This is a genomic window from Phaeobacter italicus (genome assembly GCF_019801785.1).
Taxonomy (GTDB): domain Bacteria; phylum Pseudomonadota; class Alphaproteobacteria; order Rhodobacterales; family Rhodobacteraceae; genus Phaeobacter; species Phaeobacter italicus.
This window is the reverse complement of the sequence record NZ_JAHVIJ010000001.1, coordinates 444013-464888: the sequence shown is the minus strand read 5'-3', so window position 1 is coordinate 464888 and position 20876 is coordinate 444013. Positions and strand designations below refer to the sequence as shown.

General features: G+C 59.7%; 20 protein-coding genes and 1 tRNA gene. 13 read left to right on the top strand and 8 right to left on the bottom strand.

Annotated elements, in window-relative coordinates; genetic code table 11:
• Nucleotides 1-190 precede the first annotated feature (190 nt).
• A complete protein-coding gene (locus KUV39_RS02210; protein WP_008560558.1) occupies nucleotides 191-892 on the top strand; it encodes a corrinoid protein in 702 nt (233 codons plus the stop codon).
• A 1-nt stretch (nucleotide 893) separates the two neighbouring features.
• Nucleotides 894-1616, top strand: a complete 723-nt coding sequence (locus KUV39_RS02205; RefSeq protein ID WP_222458810.1) for a DUF1638 domain-containing protein — start codon at nucleotides 894-896, stop codon at nucleotides 1614-1616.
• A 32-nt stretch (nucleotides 1617-1648) separates the two neighbouring features.
• On the opposite strand, the gene KUV39_RS02200 is transcribed toward KUV39_RS02205, so the two are convergent.
• Nucleotides 1649-2278, bottom strand: coding sequence for a glutathione S-transferase family protein (locus KUV39_RS02200; RefSeq protein WP_222458809.1), 630 nt, complete (start codon nucleotides 2276-2278; stop codon nucleotides 1649-1651).
• Nucleotides 2279-2373: 95 nt separating this feature from the next.
• On the opposite strand from KUV39_RS02200, the gene KUV39_RS02195 reads away from it, so the two are divergent.
• Nucleotides 2374-3120, top strand: a complete 747-nt coding sequence (locus KUV39_RS02195) for a helix-turn-helix transcriptional regulator (protein ID WP_222458808.1) — start codon at nucleotides 2374-2376, stop codon at nucleotides 3118-3120.
• Here KUV39_RS02195 and KUV39_RS02190 read toward each other — a convergent pair.
• Complete coding sequence (locus KUV39_RS02190) at nucleotides 3117-3527, bottom strand: SufE family protein (RefSeq protein WP_008559927.1); 411 nt, start codon at nucleotides 3525-3527, stop codon at nucleotides 3117-3119. The two genes, KUV39_RS02195 and KUV39_RS02190, sit on opposite strands and share 4 nt — an antisense overlap.
• 135 nt (nucleotides 3528-3662) lie before the next feature.
• Here KUV39_RS02190 and KUV39_RS02185 point away from each other — a divergent pair, with 135 nt between their 5' ends.
• On the top strand, nucleotides 3663-4187 hold the full coding sequence (locus KUV39_RS02185) for a hypothetical protein (protein WP_222458807.1): 525 nt from the start codon (nucleotides 3663-3665) through the stop codon (nucleotides 4185-4187).
• Between the two features lie 72 nt (nucleotides 4188-4259).
• On the opposite strand, the gene rnd is transcribed toward KUV39_RS02185, so the two are convergent.
• From rnd to purM, 3 genes are all read right to left on the bottom strand, one after another.
• Nucleotides 4260-5417 (bottom strand): ribonuclease D, encoded by a 1158-nt coding sequence (rnd, locus tag KUV39_RS02180; RefSeq protein ID WP_008559387.1) that lies wholly within the window; start codon nucleotides 5415-5417, stop codon nucleotides 4260-4262.
• A gap of 114 nt (nucleotides 5418-5531) precedes the next feature.
• Nucleotides 5532-6128 carry a phosphoribosylglycinamide formyltransferase gene (gene purN / locus KUV39_RS02175; RefSeq protein ID WP_008562939.1) on the bottom strand — a complete coding sequence of 199 codons (597 nt, stop codon included), beginning with the start codon at nucleotides 6126-6128 and terminating at the stop codon, nucleotides 5532-5534.
• Nucleotides 6125-7171 (bottom strand): phosphoribosylformylglycinamidine cyclo-ligase, encoded by a 1047-nt coding sequence (purM, locus tag KUV39_RS02170; protein ID WP_222458806.1) that lies wholly within the window; start codon nucleotides 7169-7171, stop codon nucleotides 6125-6127. The genes purN and purM overlap by 4 nt, the downstream gene beginning before the upstream one ends.
• Nucleotides 7172-7432: 261 nt before the next feature.
• Between purM and KUV39_RS02165 the strand changes: the two genes are divergently transcribed.
• Nucleotides 7433-7508, top strand: a tRNA-Ile gene (locus KUV39_RS02165).
• Between the two features lie 159 nt (nucleotides 7509-7667).
• Here the strand turns inward: KUV39_RS02165 and iolG are convergent.
• Nucleotides 7668-8669 (bottom strand): inositol 2-dehydrogenase, encoded by a 1002-nt coding sequence (gene iolG, locus KUV39_RS02160; protein WP_050673374.1) that lies wholly within the window; start codon nucleotides 8667-8669, stop codon nucleotides 7668-7670.
• 20 nt (nucleotides 8670-8689) lie between these two features.
• Nucleotides 8690-9805 (bottom strand): Gfo/Idh/MocA family protein, encoded by a 1116-nt coding sequence (locus KUV39_RS02155; RefSeq protein WP_222458805.1) that lies wholly within the window; start codon nucleotides 9803-9805, stop codon nucleotides 8690-8692.
• Between the two features lie 80 nt (nucleotides 9806-9885).
• On the opposite strand from KUV39_RS02155, the gene KUV39_RS02150 reads away from it, so the two are divergent.
• The 8 genes from KUV39_RS02150 (at nucleotide 9886) to iolB (ending at nucleotide 19420) form a co-directional block, all read left to right on the top strand.
• Nucleotides 9886-10716 carry a MurR/RpiR family transcriptional regulator gene (locus KUV39_RS02150; RefSeq protein ID WP_008560784.1) on the top strand — a complete coding sequence of 277 codons (831 nt, stop codon included), beginning with the start codon at nucleotides 9886-9888 and terminating at the stop codon, nucleotides 10714-10716.
• A gap of 157 nt (nucleotides 10717-10873) precedes the next feature.
• Entirely contained in the window at nucleotides 10874-11800 is a 927-nt protein-coding gene (locus tag KUV39_RS02145) for a sugar ABC transporter substrate-binding protein (protein WP_222458804.1), read from the top strand.
• A gap of 90 nt (nucleotides 11801-11890) precedes the next feature.
• Nucleotides 11891-12997: an ABC transporter permease gene (locus KUV39_RS02140; protein ID WP_008560832.1), complete on the top strand. Its 1107-nt coding sequence runs from the start codon at nucleotides 11891-11893 to the stop codon at nucleotides 12995-12997.
• Between the two features lies 1 nt (nucleotide 12998).
• The gene (locus KUV39_RS02135) at nucleotides 12999-13820 is read left to right on the top strand and encodes an ATP-binding cassette domain-containing protein (RefSeq protein WP_008560427.1); all 822 of its coding nucleotides are present in this window, start codon (nucleotides 12999-13001) and stop codon (nucleotides 13818-13820) included.
• Nucleotides 13820-15745 carry a bifunctional 5-dehydro-2-deoxygluconokinase/5-dehydro-2-deoxyphosphogluconate aldolase gene (locus KUV39_RS02130; RefSeq protein WP_222458803.1) on the top strand — a complete coding sequence of 642 codons (1926 nt, stop codon included), beginning with the start codon at nucleotides 13820-13822 and terminating at the stop codon, nucleotides 15743-15745. Before KUV39_RS02135 ends, KUV39_RS02130 begins: the two co-directional genes overlap by 1 nt.
• Complete coding sequence (iolD, locus tag KUV39_RS02125; RefSeq protein ID WP_222458802.1) at nucleotides 15745-17574, top strand: 3D-(3,5/4)-trihydroxycyclohexane-1,2-dione acylhydrolase (decyclizing); 1830 nt, start codon at nucleotides 15745-15747, stop codon at nucleotides 17572-17574. The genes KUV39_RS02130 and iolD overlap by 1 nt, the downstream gene beginning before the upstream one ends.
• A 102-nt stretch (nucleotides 17575-17676) precedes the next feature.
• Nucleotides 17677-18582, top strand: a complete 906-nt coding sequence (gene iolE / locus KUV39_RS02120) for a myo-inosose-2 dehydratase (protein ID WP_008559975.1) — start codon at nucleotides 17677-17679, stop codon at nucleotides 18580-18582.
• A 28-nt stretch (nucleotides 18583-18610) separates the two neighbouring features.
• Complete coding sequence (gene iolB / locus KUV39_RS02115) at nucleotides 18611-19420, top strand: 5-deoxy-glucuronate isomerase (RefSeq protein WP_046210147.1); 810 nt, start codon at nucleotides 18611-18613, stop codon at nucleotides 19418-19420.
• A 67-nt stretch (nucleotides 19421-19487) separates the two neighbouring features.
• On the opposite strand, the gene KUV39_RS02110 is transcribed toward iolB, so the two are convergent.
• Nucleotides 19488-20864, bottom strand: coding sequence for a cytochrome-c peroxidase (locus KUV39_RS02110; protein ID WP_222458801.1), 1377 nt, complete (start codon nucleotides 20862-20864; stop codon nucleotides 19488-19490).
• Between the last annotated feature and the right edge of the window lie 12 nt (nucleotides 20865-20876).

The window sequence follows — 20876 nt, the reverse complement described above, 5'->3', positions numbered from 1 at the left end:
AAGAACAAACAAGCAGAACCGAACATCTGCATGCGAAATCTTCATTATTAATCCGCTAGTTTTGCGCCTATAGGTCGGTTCGGAACTTGGCAATGTCGCAAATAATGCAGTCACCTTGCGACAATCTGGACCAATACGGAAAAAAGATGCCACGCCGGGGAGACTCCCCCGCCTAGTAAGGAATACGCCCATGTCGGACGACGCAGATGACATCATCCTGGCAGAACTGAACGACGAAGAACTCGTTCAGCAGATGTTTGATGACCTCTACGATGGTCTCAAAGAAGAAATCGAAGAAGGTGTGAACATCCTTCTGGAGCGCGGCTGGGCCCCCTACAAGATCCTGACCGAAGCACTGGTTGGCGGTATGACCATCGTTGGCGCCGACTTCCGTGACGGTATCCTGTTCGTTCCCGAAGTGCTGCTTGCGGCAAACGCGATGAAGGGCGGCATGGCCATCCTGAAGCCGCTGCTGGCTGAAACCGGTGCGCCGCGCATGGGCTCCATGGTCATTGGCACCGTCAAGGGCGACATCCACGACATCGGCAAGAACCTGGTGTCCATGATGATGGAAGGCGCAGGCTTTGAGGTGGTCGACATCGGCATCAACAACCCGGTTGAAAACTACCTGGAAGCGCTTGAAGAGCACAAGCCCGACATCCTCGGCATGTCTGCTCTGCTGACCACCACCATGCCCTACATGAAGGTCGTGATCGACACGATGGTCGAGCAAGGCAAGCGCGATGACTACATCGTTCTGGTTGGCGGCGCGCCGCTCAACGAAGAGTTTGGCAAGGCAATCGGTGCTGACGGCTACTGCCGTGATGCCGCCGTTGCAGTTGAAATGGCCAAGGACTTTGTTTCGCGCAAGCACAACCAGATGAGCGCCTGATTTGGCACGCAAAGGACGCGCCGCCCGCCTGACTGAGCGGGCGGCGTTCCAACCGCCCTCAGGGCGTTCGCTTGAGGAAAGCTCCCTCACCGAACGGGGTCTGGCAGCCCCGGAAAAAAAGACCGGCCGTATCCTGTTGATTGCCTGTGGGGCGCTTGCCCGTGAAATCCTTGCCATCAAGGATGCAAATCAACTGGATCACATCGACCTGACCTGCCTGCCTGCGAAACTGCACCTTTATCCTGAACAGATTGTCGATGCTGTCGAAGGGGCTGTCGCGAAACATCTCATGACCTACGACACCATTCATGTGGTCTACGCCGACTGCGGGACCGGCGGAGTGCTGGAGCGCAAATGCGCCGAGCTTGGTGTCGAGATGATCGCAGGGCCGCATTGCTATTCCTTCTTTGAAGGCAACGAGACCTTTGCCCGCCACACCGATGAGGGCGAAATCACCGCCTTCTACCTGACCGATTTCCTGGTGAAACAGTTTGACGCCTTTGTCTGGCGACCAATGGGCCTCGATAAGCATCCGGAACTGCGGGACATGGTGTTCGGGAATTACACCAAGCTGGTCTACCAGTCACAGATCACCGACGCTGATCTTCTTGCCAAGGCGAAAGACTGCGCCGACCGGATGGGACTGGCGTTTGAGCATCGCCACACCGGCTATGGCGACCTTGAGGGGGCGATGTTGCAGTGGGGTGGCGGCGCGCGGGACTGATCCCGCACACCCCCCTTTTTTGCCGTCGCGCTTCAGGCGTCTTCCAGCGCGCTCAGCTCTTTCATCGCCTCGGCCTCGAACGCCGCTATTGCGTCACCATCAAGACCCTCATCGACCCGCTTCACCCAAGCCTTGATCGCAGGGCTGTCCGGCATCAGGTGCGGCGCCCACTGGAAAGGCGATGCCAGCAGAATATCCGCAACGCAGAGCGCATCCCCCAAGAGAAAGCAGCCCCCCTCCAGCGCAGCCTCCAGCGCTGTGCAGACCTCTTCCATGCTGCGGAACGTGCTCTTGAATGCGGCGTGATCCAGACCGGAAAAGGCCGCCACCAGAACCGGTTCCAGCACCCCACCGGAGTAGGCCATCCAGCTGAGATAGCGGCCCCGATCAGGCGAGCCGATCTGTGGGCTGAACGGCTGACCAAAGAGTTCATCCAGATACATCATGATCGCCGCGCTCTCGCGGATGCCCTGCCCTTCATCGGTGACAAGATAGGGCACCTTGCCTTCGGGATGGGGGTTGCGCGGGTCACGGCGACCGGCGCCGTCATGGCGGGGCACATCGACGGTTACGATCTCGACCGCGTCCAGCTTTTTCATGAGCATGAGCTGTGCGATCACACGGGAAGACCGGCTGTTGGGAGAGTGGTAAAGCGTTGGCATATCAATGACCTTTCAAACTTCGCTGTTGCTGATGATCGGCTTATGTGGCTAGGCTCCTGCCAATTCCTGTCAGGATGAACCTGCGATAGAAAGCCATGGCCAAAACAGATCGCCTCTTTCGTCTTCTGCACCTTATCCGGGGCCTCAGACCGCCCGTGACGGCCGCGCGGCTTGCCGCCGCGATGGAGGTCTCGGAACGCACGATTTATCGTGACATCGACAGCCTGCGCGCAGCAGGTGCCCGGATCGAGGGCGAGGCAGGTCTTGGCTATACGATGGTCGAAGATCCCGCATTGCCCCCGCAGACCTTTACCCAGATCGAACTGGAGGCGCTGACGCTTGGTCTGGCGGATGTAAACCAGCGCGGTGATGCGGATCTCGCGCAAGCCGCCAATGACGCCCTGGTCAAAATCCTCGCCACCCTTCCCGAACGCCAACAGCGACAGGCCATGCATGCGGTCAATCTGGTCCAGCGGTTCAACACTCCCGCCACACCCACAATTGACATGACCCTCTTGCGGGAAGCCATGTGGGCCGAAGAGGCGCTGGACATCGGCTACCGCGACCTGAAAGACGCACGAACCGAACGGCGGATCTATCCGCTTGCCCTGTCATATTATGATCGCAGTGTCATGCTGCTTGCCTGGTGCTGCAAACGACAGGATTTTCGCAGCTTTCACGTCACCCGCATCGACGGATACAAAAATACCGACGAGAGCTTTCGCCCTCGCCGGGTGACACTCCTGCGGGAGTTCATAGCAAAATTGCGCGCCCGTGAAGAAGCCTGGCTGGCCGAGAATGACCAATACAGTTGCGGCTGGTCCCCACGATCAGGGGGTTAGGCGGCTGCAGCGGCGGTTTCGCGAATGCGCTGCACCATCGCGGTCAGCCCATTTGAGCGTTGCGCAGACAGGTGTTCATTCAGGCCAAGGCGCCCCATTTCTGCCCGTGCATCCACCTGCAGCACCTCTGCGACGCTCAGCCCGTTGTAAAGCGCGCGCAACACCGCGATCAGGCCCCGAACGATCATCGCATCGCTTTCGCCATCAAAGTGGAACACGCCGTTTTCGATGGTCGGGTGCAGCCAAACCTGGCTGGCGCAACCATCCACCTTGGTGGCCGGCACCTTCAACGCATCATCCAGAGGCGCCATCGCCTTGCCCTGTTCGATCACGTGGCGATAGCGATCTTCCCAATCCTCGAGAAACTCGAAATCCTCGACAATCTCTTCAAAGGCTGCACTGGCCATGACGGTTTTTCCTCATTTCGTTTCTGCCCGGCGACACAGGTGGACCTAAGCCGCAAACAATGGCTTTTCAACAGCTTTTCAAGTGGTCTGCAATCGGGTAGCACTAGCGTGGACATATTGAACGGGTGAACCATCATGCAAAGATCAATCGCAGTCCTCCTGATCGGGGCCGTGGCACTGTCTGGCTGTGGCTTTCGCGACTCGCGCGTCAACCCACTGAACTGGTTCGGTGGATCGGATGAGGTCGAAGTGGTTGAGGACAGCAGCGCACCGGTTAACCCGCTGATCCCGCAAAAAGACCGGGTCAGTGTCTTTGCCCGCCCCGAGGCCGTTGACCAGACCGTTCTGGTCCAAAGCGTAAGCGACATGCGCGTGGAGCGGACGCCAACAGGGGCCATCGTTTATGCCACCGGGATCGCTGCACGTCAGGGCGCCTACGGGGTTGAGCTGCGCCTGGACGAGGCTGACCGCGATGAACGGACCAAGGACGCGACACTGGATTTCACGTTCCGCGCCATCTATCCCGGATATAGAACACCTGTTGGCAGTGATCGCACCCGCACCCTCCGGGCCGCTGTCAGCCTGACCCGTCAGCAGCTGGCCGGTGTGCGCAGCATCCGTGTCGTTGCCGAGCAGAACGCAAGGGAAAGCCGCCGCTGAGGGACCCCGACCTGAAACGAAAAAAGGCGCCCGTTGCGGCGCCTTTTTTCGTTTGAGACCGATGACGGGCTGTCAGAGCGTGACAACCTTTACCGATTGGCCCTTGGCTGCCAGCGCAATCTCGCCGTTGCACAGGCGAAGCGCATCTGCGCCAAACACCTCAAGGCGCCATCCATTAAGGGCAGGAACATTGCGCTGACCCGCCGCAATCGCATCCAGATCCGCGCTCGGCGCGATCAGTTTTGCGGCAACACCAGAGGCTTCGGTCTTGGCCTTCAACAGAACCCGCAGCAGATCTGCAAGTGCAGGATTTACCTGCATCTTTTCGCGGCTCTTATCGACCTGCGGCAGATCACTTGCCCGGCACGCGACACCTTTTGCGATGGCCTCAAGGATGCCATCGGCAATCGCGCCCTTGCGCGCCTCTCTCAGCAGGAGCCGTGAATTGCCCAGATCAGACGCGGAGCGTGGTTTGGTCGAGGCAAGCTCAACCAGCGCATCATCCTTGAAAACCCGGTTACGGGGCACGTTGTTTGTTTTGGCATAGGTTTCGCGAAAGGCTGCCAGCTCGCGCACAACGGCGAGAAACTTGCCCGAGTTGGTACGCGTCTTGACCCGGCGCCAGGCATCGCGGGGATTGATTTCATATGTGGCAGGATCGGTCAGAACCTGCAGTTCCTCCGCCACCCAATGAGACCGCTCCGTCCGTTTGAGTTCAGCTGCAAGATGTTCGTAAATCTGCCGCAGATGGGTCACATCCGCCAGCGCATAGGTTTTCTGCGCATCGCTCAGCGGGCGGCGTGACCAGTCCGTAAAGCGAGAGGTCTTGTCCAGGCCCTGCTTGACGATCTTGCGCACCAGCGTCTCATATCCGACCTGCTCGCCAAAGCCGCAGACCATCGCAGCGACCTGCGTGTCAAACAGCGGCGTCGGAAAGACCTGCGCATCAACCCAGAAGATTTCCAGATCCTGGCGGGCGGCATGAAAGACCTTGACCACGGACTCGTTTCGAAACAGCGCATAAAGCGGCTCAAGTGACAGGCCATCCGCCAGCGGGTCCACCAGGACAGCGTTTTCGTTATCCTTGCCGGGATAGGCCAGCTGGACGAGACAGAGTTTGGAAAAATACGTGCGTTCGCGGAGAAACTCCGTGTCCACCGTCACATATGGGTGCTGGGCGGCCTCCTGACAGAAGGTTTCCAATTCATCGGTGGTCGTGATCGTTTTCATAAAGCGAAGATATCCAGATATTCAGGTCATCATATGCATCGGTGATACGCGCTCGCCTTGCGCAATGCAATTGGGCGCCAGCTGCGGGATGCAGCTGACGCCCTTGTGTGACATTTAGCCGAGAATTACGGGGGTACGATCCCCTGCCGCATAGCGGCGCAGCACCGCAGGGTAGAGTTTGTGCTCCTCCACCAACACCTTGGCCGCCAGGGTTTCAGGCGTATCATCCGCGGCCACATCCACGCGCGCCTGCCCCAGGATCGGTCCGTCATCCAGAACGGCCGTGACCTCGTGAACGGTACAGCCATGCTGGCGGTCACCTGCCTCCAGCGCCCGTGCATGGGTGTTCAGACCTGTGTACTTGGGCAACAGCGAGGGATGAATATTCAGCATCCGCCCCTGAAACTGCGACACGAAGCCGTCTGTCAGCACGCGCATGAAACCGGCGAGGCAAACGATGTCGGCGCCAGCGTCAAGGATTGGCTTGACCAGCTCTGCCTCAAACGCCGCGCGGTCCTTGCCGAAGGGTTTGTGATCCACCACAGCGGTCGGGATGCCAGCTGCGGCAGCTTTTGTCAGCCCGCCAGCACTGGCAATGTTCGACAACACCAGACAGGGCCGCGCTGGATGATCGCCGGTCATGCTCTCGACCAGCGACACCATATTGGAGCCGCCGCCCGAAATCAGGATCGCGACGCGCTTGTGGCTCACAGCAGCTTGCCCGAGTAGCGCATACCCGCACCAGCCGTCACAGTGCCCAGACGCGAGACTGTTTCGCCCTCGGCTTCCAGCACCTGAATCAGTTCATCTGCGCGCTCTGCAGAAACGGACAGGATCATGCCAATGCCGCAGTTGAAGGTCTTCAGCATCTCCGCCTCGGCGATACCGCCGGTTTCAGCCATCCACTTGAAGACGGGCGGCAGCTCCCAGGCGTTCAGGTCAATGTCCGCCCCCAGATCTTCGGGCAGCACACGCGGCAGGTTTTCGGTCAGACCGCCGCCGGTGATATGGGCCAGCGCATGCACGCCCCCTGCCCGCACCGCTGCAAGGCACTGTTTGACGTAAAGACGGGTTGGCGTCAGCAGCGCCTCACCCAATGTGCCCTCGCCGAATGGGCAGTCTGCGTCCCAGCCAAGGCCAGAAACCTCAACCAGCTTGCGCACCAAAGAATACCCGTTGGAATGAACCCCGTCAGAAGCGAGCCCCAAAAGGACGTCCCCCTCCTGCACATCAGCAGGCAGCGCAGTGCCGCGCTCCATTGCGCCGACGGCAAAGCCCGCGAGGTCAAAATCGCCCTTGGGGTACATGCCCGGCATTTCAGCCGTCTCACCACCGATCAGCGCGCAGCCGGAGCGCACGCAGCCCTCGGCGATGCCTTCGATGATGCGGGCAGCCGTTTCTGTTTCCAGCTTTCCAGTTGCGAAATAGTCGAGGAAGAACAGCGGCTCTGCGCCTTGGCAAACCAGATCGTTGACACACATCGCAACCAGATCGATCCCCACACCGTCCACGACACCAGTGTCGATGGCGATGCGCAGCTTGGTGCCAACACCGTCCGTTGCGCCGACCAGGATGGGGTCGTTGTATCCGGCGTCCTTCAAATCGAACAGCGCGCCAAAACCACCCAGCCCGCTCATCACGCCAGAACGGTTGGTCCGTTTCGCGGCGGGTTTGATGCGATCCACCAAAGCGTTGCCTGCATCAATATCCACCCCCGCGTCTGCGTAGGTCAAACCGTTCTTGCCGCTGGTCATCTCAGTGCTCCTTCAAAGACGTTGCGCAGCCTTTAGCGCAAGGCAGGGAAGAAAGAAACAAGGGAATCTGCCACATGCCCAGACGTGGCCGACAGTCCGCATTTTCACCGCGGCGTGCAGGGAAACCGCCCCATGATCGGGCAACAGCATCCGTTGCGTTTGGCAATGGGGCAAAGCGCCTGTTTCCCCTGGGAAAAGAAGACCCGTCTGGCGCGATCTCGGCTTGACCTCTTCGCCGCGATTACATAACCAAACCGTGGCGGGCCTGTAGCTCAACGGTTAGAGCAGAGCGCTCATAACGCTTTGGTTGCAGGTTCGAATCCTGCCGGGCCTACCATTTCCACACATCCCCTCTCGCCATCGCGCTGCAGTCGCGACAGATCGTCGTGGCGGTCCACCTTTGGCCCTTGGCACGAAAAAGGGTCAGGCAGTTACCCACCTGACCCACGGCCTTGTCAGCTCACTCAAACGGCTGCTACGCCGCTCACTCGGGCGATCAGGCGCCTGTCAGCTCTGCCGTGACATCCACCGGACGGCCGGACTGCAGCGACTGATTTGCAGCCTCAGCAAGGGCAAGCGCATTCACGCCGTCCTGAATGCCTGCGGGGACCGGCTTGCCGTCCACAACGGCGTCGACAAAGGCAGACCATTCAATGCCGTAGGCCCGCATGTAGCGTTCGAGGAAGAAATAGACCGGCTTGGCTGAGGTAACGCCGGAGGTGGTGGATTTCACAACGGTGTTTTCCAACTCATTTTCGGCTGCAAGCGTCCCGTCCGATCCCAGCACCTCAACTCTCTGGTCATAGCCATAAGGCGCACGGCGCGAGTTGCGGATGGTTGCAATCCGGCCATCTTCATACGTCAGAACAACGACCGCCGTGTCAATGTCGCCTGCTTCACCAATCTGCGGATCAACCAGGCACGAGCCGTGAGCCATGACGCTCTTGGGCATCCCGAAGAGATAAGAGCACATGTCGAAATCGTGGATCATCATGTCCCGATAAAGACCGCCAGAGACCTTGATGTAGCTCACCGGGGGTGGCGCGGGGTCATAAGAGGTGACGGCCAGCATCTCACCCTTGCCGATTTCGCCCGCCTCAAGCGCCGCCTTGAGCGCCATGAAGTTCGGATCAAAACGACGGTTGAAGCCCATCATCATCGGCTTGTCATGGCTGGCCGCGATCTTGAGGACCTGATGCGCCCGCTCCAGTGACAGGTCGATCGGCTTTTCACAGAAAATCGCCTTGCCCGCCTTAACACCTGCCTCGATCAGATCGGAATGCGTGTTTGTGGAGGATGCAATCAAGATAGCGTCGATGCTGCTGTCTGCGAGGATTTCGTCGGCAGAACAGGCCTTGATGCCGTATTCCGCAGCAAGCGCCTCGGCGGCTTCGGTCATGACATCGGTCACCGCGACGAGTTCGGAGCGCGGGTCGGTTTTGATCGATGCGGCATGGACCTTGCCAATGCGCCCCGCACCAAAGAGAGCAACTTTCATGATTTGTCCTTTCAAGGAACTCAGAGGGATACACGTGCGCCGTCGCGGGCGGATGTGTCGATTGCATGAATGACACGCTCAATGGCAAGCGCGTCCGTGAAATTCGGATATGTTTCCTGTCCGGCCGCAACAGCACGCAGGAAATTTGCAACCTCGATGGTCTTTAGATCGCCAAACCCCAGCTGGTGGCCCGGCGCAGGGCAAAAGGCGGCATAGGGCGGGTGATCGGCGCCCGTCAGGATCGTGCGGAACCCCTGCTCTGCCCGCGGGCCTTCGTTGGTGAAAAGCTGCAGCTCATTCAGTCGTTCCTGGCTAAAGGTGATCATCCCCTTTGTGCCGTGGACTTCCCAATCCAGCTTGTTCTTGCGACCCCAGGCAGAGCGCGAGGTACACATCGTCCCCTGTGCACCGTTTTTGTAGCGCAAGATGGCCGAGGCGGTATCTTCGTTTTCAACCGTACCATGACCAGAGCCATCAGGCATGGGGCGGGTTTTGTGAATGATCTGAGTGTCCGCGATGAGGCTGTCAATTTCACCCATCAGGACCTGCGACATCGACACCAGATGGCAGCCGAGATCCCCCAGCGTGCCCAGCCCCGCATCCGCGCGTCGCGCCCGCCAGGTCCAGGGCAAATTCGGGTCGGCTTGATAGTCCTCATCCACCCACCCCCGGAAATGGACCGGGGTGCCGATGACACCATCCGCGATCAGCTTGCGCGCATGTCCCACCGCTGGATTGTGGATGTAGTTGTACCCCACCATCGTATGAACGCCGGCTGTCCGCGCGGCGGCTTCCATCTCTTCGGCGTCTTCAATCGTCAACGCCATGGGTTTTTCACAATGGACATGTTTGCCCGCCGCAATCGCCGCCAGCGCCATCTCCTTGTGCAGGCCGTTCGGCGTGGTGATCGAAACAACGTCAACGTCAGGGGACGCCACCAGCGCGCGCCAGTCATCGGTGGGGCGGGCAAAACCGAACTGTCGTGCGTATTTCTGCGCACTTGCAGCTGGCGTATCGCAGAGGACGGACAGCTGCACCTCTGGCAGATCGCCAAAAACTGCGCCAGCCGCGCGATAGGCAAGCGCGTGGGCCTTGCCCATAAATCCGGTACCAATCAGACCAAGGCGTAGAATCACAATCCCCTCCTATATGGAATTTTTGTTCCATTTTTGGTGATGAGCGATTAAACTAAGCCTGTCAAGCAAGAGGACAGCCCGTGACAGAAAATGACCAGCAAGCGCAGCCGCCAGCAACCATCACTGCCGCGATTAACCGGCTGGATGAAATCATCGGAACCCTGCCGAAGCGGATGGATCAATGCGCCACGTTCACCCGCCGCAATCTCCACCTTGTTGCCGTCTCGACTGTCTCAGATATGGCCAAGGCAGCGGGCGTTGCGCCCTCTGTCTACATGCGCTTCTGTCAAGTCTTCGGCTTTGGCGGCTATTCCGATATGCAGGCCCTTTTTCGCGAGCAGTACACCAGTTTCCGCCCCGACTACGAGGAACGGCTTGCCACACTGCGATCCGATCAGGACCACAGCAGCGGTCAACTGCTCGCCGATTTTGCCGAAGCTGGACAGAAATCGCTCATCTCTCTTGGAAATTCCGTTGCAAATGATGGCCTTATAAAGGTAGCAGAGGGCCTGTCTCAAGCCAGGATTGTCCACCTGATCGGCGCAAGACGGGCGTTTGCCGTGGTCAGCAACATGGCGTATCTTCTGGAAAACCTGGACGTCCCCACGCATCTGCACACCCACGTGGGCCACCTGAGCAATCACCACCTGGTCAGCCCCGAAGACGCCATGCTTGCGGTGACTTTCGCCCCCTTTTCGCAGACCACGATCAACGATGCCCGGATCGCCGCTGAACGCGGGGCGACGGTCTTTGGGCTGACCGACTCAGAAAAATGCCCCCTCTTCGAATTCGCGACCGAAACCCTTGTTGTGCGCGAACACGAGGTCGCGGGTTTCCGCTCTCTCAACGCCTCCCTCACCCTCACCACGGCGCTTTCCGTTCTGACCGCAGAAAAGCGGAAGGCAACTTGACTCGGCCTTTTCAAAAATGGAATAAATTTTCCACGGGTGCGATTCGAGAGGGATCCACCCCTCGGCTGAAGGCCGAAAAGAGAGGGGCACCGTAGCCCAGATCTGTCGCTACGGACCTGATGGCCAGACGTATGGCCAACACATATGGGAGGAAGAATTGAAGACTTTGGTTAAGACAGCGGCTGTTGCCGCAACACTCGCAATGGCAGCACCCGCACTGGCGCAGGACATCATTGTTGTCGCCCACGGCCAGGCTAACGACCCGTTCTGGTCGGTTGTCAAAAACGGCGTCGACAAGGCGGCAGAACACACCGGTGCCAACGTTGATTTCCGTTCGCCCGAGACCTTTGACATGGTTCAGATGAGCCAGCTGATCGACGCAGCTGTGAACCAAGAGCCCGATGGGCTGGTCGTGTCCATCCCTGACGCCGACGCACTGGCACCGTCCATCAAGCGCGCGGTCGAGGCAGGTATTCCCGTGATTTCCATGAACTCCGGCTCTGACGTGTCCAAAGAGCTCGGCGCGCTGCTGCACGTTGGTCAGGACGAATACACCGCAGGCAAGGCCGCGGGCGAGAAACTGGCCTCTATGGGTGGCACCGTTGGCATCTGTGTGAACCAGGAGGTCGGCAACGTTGCGCTCGACCTGCGCTGCCAGGGGTTCTCTGATGGTTTTGGCGGGTCTGTTGACGTGATCCCGACGCAAAACGACCCCGCAGAAGTCGAAGCCAAGGTGAAAGCCGCGCTCGAATCCAACCCCGACATCGACACCGTGATGGGTCTTGGCGCGTCGCTGGTTGGTGAGCCTGCAATCCGTGCGGTTGCATCGGTTGGCCGGACCGGTGAAGTCAATGTTGCGACCTTTGACCTCTCCGCAAGCTTCCTCGAAAGCGTCTCCAAAGGCGAAGCGGCCTTCGCAATCGACCAGCAGCAGTTCCTGCAAGGTTACCTGCCGGTCTCCTTCCTGGCGCTGAACGCAAGCTATGGCCTGATCCCCGGCGGCAACGTGCCTTCCGGCCCGAACCTGATCACCGCGGACAAAGCGTCCCAAGTGGTTGAGCTGAGCGCTGAAGGCATCCGCTAAGCCTTTTTCGCGAAACGTTTAATCCATTCAGGGGGCCGTGGCGCATTCTGCCGCGCCACGGCCTCTCTTTGTCTGAAGGGAGTGCCTGAGATGGCCAACATGGCCCAAACCGTCCAAGACGAACGTCTAAAACAAGAAGGCCTGGGAGCGCGGCTGATGAAGCGGCCCGAACTGGGTGCAATCGCCGGGGTTATCCTGGTAACCGCCTTCTTCCTGATCACCGCCGACAGCGCCATGTTCACGCTGTCTGGCATCATGAACTTCATGACCCCCGCAGCCCAGCTGGGCATCCTCGCGATTGGCGCCGCCATGCTGATGATCGGGGGGGAGTTTGACCTCTCCATCGGCTCCATGGTGGCTTTTGCAGGTCTCATTTTTGGCGCAAGTGTCGTCACCTTTGGCCTGCCCCTTATTGTGGCGATCCCGCTGACCATGGCGGTGGCGGCTGGTCTTGGCGCAATGAATGGCATGATTGTCCTGCGCACCGGCCTGCCCTCCTTTATCGTGACCTTGGCGTTTCTCTTCGTCCTGCGTGGCGCGTCGCTTGTTGGTCTGAAACTTGCGTCGGGCGGCTCTACCCAGCTGCGAGGCGTCCGTGACGCAGTCCAGGACGACTGGCTCGCGCCCTTCTTTTCCGGCGATGCCTTCGGTCCGATTTTCGTTGCGCTGGCAGAGATCGGCCTGATCGACACCTTCAAGAACGGCACCCCCAAGGTGCCCGGAATTCCAGTCGAAATCCTGTGGTTCATCGCGCTGTCGCTGGTTGCCACCTACGTTTTGCTGCGCACACCGCAAGGCAACTGGGTGTTTGCATCAGGCGGGGACCGCAACGCCGCTGCAAATTCCGGTGTTCCGGTGCGAAAGGTCAAGATCTCGCTCTTCATGGTGACAGCGATCTGTGCCGCATTGGTTGCCATCATCACCGTGATGGATGCAGGTTCAACCGACGCACGCCGCGGGTTCATGAAAGAATTCGAAGCCATCATCGCGGCGGTTATCGGCGGCTGTCTCCTGACCGGGGGCTACGGCTCGGCGATCGGGGCATTCTTTGGCGCCATCATCTTTGGCATGGTGACCATCGGGCTGACCTACACCGACTTTGACCAGGACTGGTTCCAGATCTTCCTTGGCGGCATGCTCCTGATCGCGGTTCTGTTCAACAACTATATCCGCAAGCGCGTGACGGGGGAGCGTTGATATGACCCAGGACACGACATTCCACCACGGTGATCCGCAGCGCGAAGCCAAGCCGATCATCCAGATGAAAAACATCGAAAAGCACTTTGGCAACATCATCGCCCTGGCTGGCGTCAGCTTTGACGTAAGGCCCGGAGAATGCCACTGCCTGCTGGGCGATAACGGCGCCGGAAAATCGACATTTATCAAAACGATGTCGGGCGTTCATCAACCAACCAAGGGTGAAATCACCATCGACGGCAAGCCGATGAACTTCACCAGCCCACGTGACGCGATGGAGGCCGGGATCGCTACGGTTTTCCAGGATCTTGCAATGATCCCCCTGATGAGCGTCACGCGCAATTTCTTCATGGGCCGCGAGCCGGTGAAGGGGCGCAGACCCTTCCGGCGGATGGACGTCGAAAAGATGAACGAGACCGCCGTCGAGGAAATGCGCAAGATGGGCATCAACCTGCGTGGCCCCGACCAGGCGGTTGGCACATTGTCCGGTGGCGAACGCCAAACGGTTGCCATCGCACGTGCCGTATACTTTGGCGCGCGAGTGCTGATCCTGGACGAGCCGACCTCTGCACTTGGCGTGCGCCAGACCTCCAATGTTCTGGCCACCATCGACCGGGTGCGCAAACAGGGCGTCGGGGTCGTCTTTATCTCACACAACGTCCGCCACGCGCTGGCAGTTGGCGATCGTTTCACCGTGCTTAACCGCGGTCAGACGCTTGGCACTGCCACGCGCGGCGATATTACCCCCGAAGAACTGCAGGATCTGATGGCAGGTGGTCAGGAATTGGCCCAGCTTGAAGGTTCTCTGGAAGGAACTGTCTGATGACAAAAGATCTTGATCTCATCACGATCGGTCGCTCCTCTGTGGACCTGTACGGTGCACAGATTGGCGGTCGGCTTGAGGACATGCGCTCGTTCGAAAAATATGTCGGCGGCTCACCCACCAATATGGCCACAGGGACGGCTCGGCTCGGCTTGCGCTCTGCCCTGCTGACCAAGGTCGGGGATGAGCACATGGGCCGTTTCCTGCGTGAAGAACTGATCAAGGAAGGTGTGGACGTCACGGGCGTCCTCACCGATCCCGACCGCCTGACCGCGCTTGTTCTTTTGGGCATTCGGGATGAAGAACAGTTTCCGCTGATTTTCTACCGCGAAAACTGTGCCGATATGGCGCTGAGTGTTGACGACGTGGATGAGGCATTCATCGCCCGCGCCCGGGCCGTTGTGGCAACCGGCACCCATCTGAGCAATCCACGCACAGAAGCCGCGGTTCTCAAAGCGCTCGAACTCGCGCGCAAACACGGCGCACAAACCGCGCTTGATATTGATTTTCGCCCCAACCTTTGGGGGCTGTCAGGGCACGGAGATGGCGAAAACCGTTTCATCGCCTCGGATGCCGTGACAGCAAAGCTCCAGTCGACATTGCATCTGTTCGATCTGATCGTCGGCACGGAGGAAGAATTCCACATCGCAGGCGGAACCACAGACACAATTGCAGCGCTGCGCGCGGTGCGCGCCGTATCCGGCGCGGTGTTGGTCTGCAAACGCGGTGCAGACGGGGCGGCTGCCTTTGTTGGTGACATTCCCGACAGCCTGAATGATGGGCAGACCGGCCCCGGCTTTCCCATCGAGGTGTTCAATGTCCTCGGCGCTGGTGATGGCTTTATGTCCGGTCTTCTCAAGGGTTGGCTCGACAACGAAGACTGGCCCACGTCGCTGAAATACGCCAACGCCTGCGGTGCGTTTGCCGTCAGCCGCCACGGCTGCACCCCGGCCTATCCAAGCTGGGAGGAACTGCAGTTCTTCCTCGACCGTGGGATCCAGGAAAAGGCCCTGCGCAAAGACCAGGCACTGGAGCAGATCCACTGGTCAACCACCCGCAAACTGGACTGGGACGACATCCGCGTCTTTGCGTTTGATCATCGCAGTCAGATGGAAGAGATGGAGGGCGCGACGCCCGAAAAGATCAGCGCCTTCAAAGAGCTGTGTCTGGAAGCAGCAGTTGCGCAGGCCGCCGGGCGCGGTGGCCACGGCATTCTGTGCGACGGCCGGGTCGGCACCCGCGCGCTCCATGCAGCTGCAGACAAGGGTCTTTGGATCGGACGTCCGGTGGAATGGCCGGGCTCGCGCCCCTTGCGGTTGGAGCCGCAGGTCGGAGAAGACTGCGGCGGGTTGAAGGAATGGCCTGCAAATCACGTTGTGAAATGCCTGTGTTTCCCGCACCCGGACGATGATGATGCCATGTGGGAGGATCACCTCTCGACCGTCCGTCGCCTGTTCCAATCCTGTCGTCGAAACGGGCTGGAGTTCCTGCTGGAGGTCATCCCCTCCAAGGTGGGTGCGGTTGATGACACAACCACCCCGACCGTGATCCAGCGCATCTATGATGCCGGGATCTATCCCGATTGGTGGAAGCTGGAACCCTTCCGCACGGAAGCGGCCTGGGCTGCAAGCTGTGAGGCAATCGAACGCAACGACAAGCGGACGCGCGGCATCGTGGTTCTCGGGCTGGACGCCCCGGAAGACGATCTGCGCGAGAGCTTTGCCCTTGCAACACGCTTCCCGCTGGTCAAAGGCTTTGCCGTGGGTCGGACCATCTTTGGCCAGGTGGCACGGGACTGGTTTGCAGGCAAGCTGGACGATCATGAGGCCGTGAGCCGAATGACAGAGAACTACGCACGCCTCTGCGACATTTGGGGCGACGCACGTGATAGCGTTCAAAAACAAAAAGCACAGGGAGCCGTTTGATGACAACGATCCGACTGACCGCCGCACAGGCCATGGTCCGCTATCTGGCGGCGCAGCTGAACGAAGATGGCGTGCCGTTCCTTGACGGCATCTGGGCCATCTTTGGTCATGGCAATGTCGCAGGCCTGGGCGAGGCGCTCTATGCTGAACGCGAGAGTTTTCGCACCTATCGTGGTCACAATGAGCAAACCATGGCCCATGCGGCCATCGCCTATGCCAAACAATCCGGCCGCAAGCGTGCCATGGCTGTGACCTCGTCAATCGGGCCCGGCGCGACCAACATGGTCACGGCTGCCGCCCTTGCCCATGTCAATCGCCTTCCCCTGCTGCTGATCCCCGGTGATGTCTTTGCAGGGCGCGGCCCGGACCCCGTGTTGCAGCAGGTCGAGAATTTCAACGACGGCACCATCAGCGCCAATGACTGCTTTAAACCGGTCAGCCGTTATTTCGACCGGATCACCCGACCAGAGCAGCTGCTGACTGCCCTGCCGCGCGCCTTTCGCACGATGACGGACCCTGCCGACTGTGGCCCGGTGACACTGGCGTTCTGTCAGGACGTTCAGGCCGAGGCCTACGACTGGCCCGAGGCGTTTTTTGAGCCGCGCACGTGGTACATTCGCCGGGCTCTCCCGGATGCCCGAGAACTTGCACATGCGGCAGAGCTGATCCGGGCAGCGAAGAAACCCGTGATCGTCGCCGGGGGCGGGGTGCATTATTCTGGCGCCTGCGATGCACTGCGCGCCTTTGCCGAAACGCATCAAATCCCTGTGGTGGAGAGCCAGGCCGGCAAATCCGCCCTTGCCTGGGACCATCCTCTGAACCTGGGCCCCGTTGGTGTAACCGGCGCCGGGTCGGCAAACGAGATCTGCACGGATGCGGATGTGGTGCTGGGCGTCGGGACCCGCTTTCAGGATTTCACCACGGGATCCTGGAACCTGTTTCAGAACCCCGCTCGCAAACTCATCTCGCTCAATGTGGCCGCATATGATGCGATGAAGCACGGCGCGGAACCACTGTGCTGTGATGCGCAGATCGGGTTGGAACAGCTGAGCGAGGCGCTTGGCGATCATTGCGCAGAAGCGCCGTCTTCAGCCCTGAAGGAAGCATGGTTCGCGGCCGTCGACCCGCTGACCGCCGCCCCGCGAGACGACATTCAGTCGCCAAGCGACCAGCATGTCATCGGCGCAGTGCAGCGCAGTTCCGGCCCCGACACGGTGGTCATGTGCGCCGCGGGCACCATGCCGGGGGAGCTGCATAAACTCTGGAAGGCCCCGCGCCCCGGTGCCTACCACATGGAGTACGGCTATTCCTGCATGGGATATGAAATCGCAGGCGCCATGGGCATCAAGATGGCCCAACCTGACCGCGAGGTGATCTGCATGATCGGCGATGGCAGCTACATGATGGCCAACTCCGAATTGGCCACCGCAGCCATGCTCGGCATCGATATGACTGTCGTGATCACCGACAATCGGGGTTATGGCTGTATCAACCGGCTGCAAATGGGCACCGGCGGAGCCGAGTTCAACAACCTGCTGGATCACAGCTATCACGTGAACCCAGCCAATATCGACTTTGCCGCCCATGCCGCCTCTATGGGGGCTGCGTCGGTTCACGTCTCTTCGATCACGGAACTCGAAGACGCGCTGCAACGATCGAAATCGGCAAAAGGTCCGTTTGTGATCGTGATCGATACAGATCCCTACCCCTCCACCCCGGATGGTGGGTTCTGGTGGGACGTCGCAGTGCCCGAGGTCTCGGCGCGCGAAGAGGTCCGCGCCAAGCGGGCCGAGTACGAAAAACAGATCAAAGCCCGCGCCTTGAATTGAGCGCGCCCCCCGTGTCGCTGACCTGCGCGACGCGGGGGACCGAAGTATCAAGACAACAGACATTGGCGCGTTGAGCCGCGTCACAACAGAAAGACCACGACCATGAGCGTCAAGATTGGTATCTCCCCCATCGCCTGGCAGAACGACGACCTGCCGGACCTGACTGCAGCCTACACAATGGAACAGGCCCTTAGCGAGGCGCGCGACATCGGCTACACCGGCGTTGAGCGCGGCCGCCGCATGCCGCAAGACACCGAAGGCCTGCGCAAATACTTGAACGAGTATGACATTGCCCTGTGTGGCGGTTGGTGCTCTGGCAATCTTTTGGTCAATGATGTCGCCACCGAAAAGGCCGCCATTCAGGAACAGGTGGAGCAATTTGCAGCCCTTGGCGCGCCTTGTCTGGTCTATGCCGAATGCTCAAACACCGTTCAAGGCGATCAGGGCACACCGGTCAACAACCGCCCCAAGCTGAGCCGTGACGACGTGCACGGCTATGCCGCCAAACTGTCGGAGATTGCCAAATGGATGACGGACAAGGGCCTGCCGCTTGCCTATCATCACCACATGGGCGCCTTTATCGAGGATCAACAGGACATCGACTGGCTGATGGAGGCCAGCAGCCCCGAGGTCACGCTGCTTTATGATACAGGTCATCTGGTCTTTGGCGGCGGTGATCTGTTGGGGACGCTGGACAAATGGGGCGACCGGATTCACCACGTCCACTACAAGGATCTGCGCGCCAATATCGCCTCGCAGGCGCGGGCTGAAAACTGGTCCTTCCTGGATGCCGTCATCGCAGGTGCCTTTACCGTCCCGGGCGATGCCGAGGGCTCCATTGACTTTGCGGCTGTCACGGAAAAACTGGCCAAGATGGACTATGCTGGCTGGATCGTGGTTGAGGCTGAACAGGATCCCGCAAAGGTCGCCCCATATGAGGCGTCCAAACTGGGCTATGAAACGATCCGCGATCTGTGCACCCGCTACGGCCTGACCGTAGAGGCATGATGCACCTCAAAACACAGGAGGCAATGCCATGAGCGATCTGCTCAGAAAACCCTTTGGCACCCACGGCGAAGTGCATCGCATCACCCCGGAAAGCGCGGGTTGGCGTTATGTCGGTTTTGCGCTGCACCGTCTGCGGGCGGGCGAAACCGCGTCCGATGTGACTGGCGACCGTGAGGTCATTCTGGTTATGGTCGAAGGCAAGGCAAACATCACTGGCGCAGGTCAGGATTGGGGCGAGCTTGGCGACCGGATGAACGTCTTTGAAAAGACGCCGCCGCATTGTCTCTATCTGCCCAATGGCAGTGACTGGACCGCTGAGGCGACGACGGACTGCACCATTGCCGTCTGTTCAGCCCCGGGCAAGGGCGGGCACGATGCACGCCGTATCGGCCCTGACGGCATCACCCTGACAGAGCGTGGCAAAGGCACAAATACGCGGTACATCAACAATATCGCGATGGAAGCCGAAGACTATTGTGACAGCCTGCTGGTGACAGAGGTCTTTACCCCCGCAGGTCATTGGTCCTCCTTTCCCAGCCATCGCCATGACGAAGATGACTACCCCCGGATCACCTATCTGGAAGAGACCTATTATCACCGGCTCAATCCGGCCAATGGCTTTGGTATTCAGCGCGTCTACACCGATGACGGGCAGTTGGATGAAACCATGGCTGTGGCAGATGGCGATGTCGTCCTTGTTCCGCGCGGTCATCACCCCTGCGGCGCGCCTTACGGGTTTGAGATGTACTATCTCAACGTGATGGCTGGCCCCTTGCGCAAATGGCGTTTTGTGGCAGCACCTGAGGTGGAATGGATCATGGAACGCGACGCAAAGTGAGATCTGCGCAAAGCGGTACAAAATGACGCGCGCGGGATCATCTCGGATGGTCCCGCGTCTTTTACAACTAGCGATCAACGGGCAAGCCGCTGGGCACGCTGTCCGGAACACGCGAGCGCTGCTCTTGGGCGGCCTTTCCCGTCAGGGACGTCAAAAAGCTGACCAATGCGTCGATGTCGTCGTCGCTCAGGTCATTGCGCAGATAGATATCGCGGGCGCGCGCCTGCCGCGCCATTTCCAAACGGTCGCTCTGGATGACAAAATCAATCGGCGCAAGCCAGCCCACCTGCGGCAATGTCAGATCAGCCGGTGTCCAGGATGCCCTGCCCTCTTCCGGGTCAAGATGATGGCGCACCATTCGCTCAAGCGTGGAATAGGCCCCATTGTGACCATAAGGTCCGGTCAATTCGACGTTGCGCAGCATCGGGGTTCTGAACCGATAGGCGTCTGCGAGATCATCACTCTCGCCCATGCGACCCACATCCCGCGCATAGGGATCAAACCGGCGTGCGCGACCTGGGCCAAACGCAGGCAGTCCAAGTGCATGGAATTTCTGATCCGACAACAGAGCCCCCGCATGGCAGCCGCTGCAGCCCGCCGAGCCGAAAAACAAATCGGCGCCCCTTCGCTGCAAGGGTGAGAGCGCGGCCTGATCTCCGGCCAGAAATGCATCAAACGGGCTGTCGAACGAGGTAAAGTCCTGCACCATGAAATGGGCCAGCGCCTCTGCTATGTCGGTGATCTGCACCTGCTCTGCTGTGGTTACGTGGTCAAATGCCTCAACAAACGCCTGTCCATAATCCGGTACTACACGCACACGTTTGGCGATGATTGGCCAGCCAAGATCGATCCGGTCCCTTACGGCTCCGATGACTTCGTTCTCTCCCACATTGCCCGCCATCTCAAAACCGCTGGTCATCGGAAACAATGCCTGCGCCGCCAGAACCGATTGCAGCCCCTGCGGCAACCATTCCTCGGCCGGGGTGTTAAAGCCGTTGCCATAGATCGGATCGCGGCTGATGCGGCCATCGTGCATCAAGACGGCAATCGACGTCGCGCCAAGGTTCCAAAGCGCCGGAGCGTTTCGCGGAATGCGTTTCTGTATCCGGTCGACGCCCTCACCCGAGCGCCGATCCTGCCCCAGCCCAGATGCCCCCTCACCGAGGCCCAGCGAGAGACCATCAGAGGTGCCAAACCTCGGATTATGACAGGTTCCGCAGCTGATGTTTCTGTTCCCAGACAGGATCTTGTCGTAAAATAGCAGCCGCCCCAACTCGGCCTTGGCTGGATCGGTGGGCATAAAATCACGCACCCGCAGCGGGGCGGGAAACCCAGGGCGGGTGACAACCGGTTCTGCGCCGTCCGCAAAAGAGGCACCTGCCGCCAGACCGGCGGCAACCGCCCCCGACGCCAAGGCACAACGAAGGGAAATGAGATGCGCCAACACCTCCTGAAA

Bases quoted from the DNA above. Each gene is read 5' to 3' on its own strand.
- KUV39_RS02210 (WP_008560558.1), top strand. From the start codon at position 191: ATGTCGGACGACGCAGATGACATCATCCTGGCAGAACTGAACGACGAA.
- KUV39_RS02200 (WP_222458809.1), bottom strand. From the start codon at position 2,278: ATGCCAACGCTTTACCACTCTCCCAACAGCCGGTCTTCCCGTGTGATC.
- KUV39_RS02195 (WP_222458808.1), top strand. From the start codon at position 2,374: ATGGCCAAAACAGATCGCCTCTTTCGTCTTCTGCACCTTATCCGGGGC.
- KUV39_RS02190 (WP_008559927.1), bottom strand. From the start codon at position 3,527: ATGGCCAGTGCAGCCTTTGAAGAGATTGTCGAGGATTTCGAGTTTCTC.
- KUV39_RS02185 (WP_222458807.1), top strand. From the start codon at position 3,663: ATGCAAAGATCAATCGCAGTCCTCCTGATCGGGGCCGTGGCACTGTCT.
- rnd (WP_008559387.1), bottom strand. From the start codon at position 5,417: ATGAAAACGATCACGACCACCGATGAATTGGAAACCTTCTGTCAGGAG.
- purM (WP_222458806.1), bottom strand. From the start codon at position 7,171: ATGACCAGCGGCAAGAACGGTTTGACCTACGCAGACGCGGGGGTGGAT.
- iolG (WP_050673374.1), bottom strand. From the start codon at position 8,669: ATGAAAGTTGCTCTCTTTGGTGCGGGGCGCATTGGCAAGGTCCATGCC.
- KUV39_RS02140 (WP_008560832.1), top strand. From the start codon at position 11,891: ATGGCCAACATGGCCCAAACCGTCCAAGACGAACGTCTAAAACAAGAA.
- KUV39_RS02135 (WP_008560427.1), top strand. From the start codon at position 12,999: ATGACCCAGGACACGACATTCCACCACGGTGATCCGCAGCGCGAAGCC.
- KUV39_RS02130 (WP_222458803.1), top strand. From the start codon at position 13,820: ATGACAAAAGATCTTGATCTCATCACGATCGGTCGCTCCTCTGTGGAC.
- iolD (WP_222458802.1), top strand. From the start codon at position 15,745: ATGACAACGATCCGACTGACCGCCGCACAGGCCATGGTCCGCTATCTG.
- iolE (WP_008559975.1), top strand. From the start codon at position 17,677: ATGAGCGTCAAGATTGGTATCTCCCCCATCGCCTGGCAGAACGACGAC.
- iolB (WP_046210147.1), top strand. From the start codon at position 18,611: ATGAGCGATCTGCTCAGAAAACCCTTTGGCACCCACGGCGAAGTGCAT.